The 1019-nt window shown below is 31.2% G+C and carries 1 protein-coding gene; it reads right to left on the bottom strand.

Annotated elements, in window-relative coordinates:
- Nucleotides 1-55: 55 nt before the first annotated feature.
- The gene (locus VFX97_07075; GenBank protein HEX5702944.1) at nt 56-961 is read right to left on the bottom strand and encodes an IS5 family transposase; all 906 of its coding nucleotides are present in this window, start codon (nt 959-961) and stop codon (nt 56-58) included.
- Nucleotides 962-1019 lie beyond the last annotated feature (58 nt).

Genomic DNA, 1019 nt, shown 5'->3' with positions numbered 1-1019 from the left:
ATGCTTTGTTGCACAACTAAGAATCATTTATCTATCTTCCAATACTAATTTATAATTATGTAACAGTTATAGTTTGAAACCAGTTATACAATGATGCTTTTAGTATTATTTCTTTTATCATGTTCTCAAACCTGACAGCAGTAACATATTCTCCAAACATCCTCTTTATACATGAGAAGACAGATTCTACAATCCATCTTTGTCCATATCTCACATTATCTTTCCATTGTTGTAAATTATTCTTCTTCTGCATCTTTACCATCTTGTTTCTCAAGTGATGGTTAGTATTTTTACATCTAGAATTCTTTCTAATCTTTATTGCCGGATTGATTCCTCTAAACGATAATAGTTGAAAATTATTGTTACTGTCATAAGAACCATCCATAATGGCAGTTTCAACTACTTTGTTCTGCTTTATTGTTATATCATCTATCAGTTGCGGCAGTACTTTTCCATCATGTACTTGTTCACTAGTTACTTGTAATGATAAAATTCTCTTTCGTTTGATATCTACAGCAACATGAATCTTTAGATAACCTCTCTTGACATTCCACTTGTGTCTAATCCATTCACCTCTGTTTGAGACCTTTATGCCAGTAGAATCAATTGCAATTACAAAATAATCATCAAATAAATTAGATTTGTTCACATCATCATCTGAAGAAATCTTGATATCCAGTCTATTTATTCTTCTACTAATGTTACTATAATCTGGAATAGATGGTAATGTGTTGTAAGCATGTTCTCGTACTACACCTTCAGTCTGTCTATATGGTAAATGAAAATATGCTCTCATGTAACCAAGTAGTTTGATAAATGAATCTGGATATACGAATTTTCTACCTTCCTTGTTCTTATTCATCTCTTCTAGATCATTATCCCAGTTATCAATAACGTCAAAATCAAGCAATACTTCACCTCTCCTTATTAGAGATTCATTGTAATTCTTCCAATTTCTCACATGATATGACTAGAATAGGTTAGCTAAATGTGTTAGGAATAATGAGTTATGCAACACA

This window comes from Pyrinomonadaceae bacterium (genome assembly GCA_036277115.1).
Lineage (GTDB): Bacteria > Acidobacteriota > Blastocatellia > Pyrinomonadales > Pyrinomonadaceae > UBA11740.
Note: the sequence above shows the minus strand (reverse complement) of the source record. Positions and strands in the feature narration are given on the sequence as shown.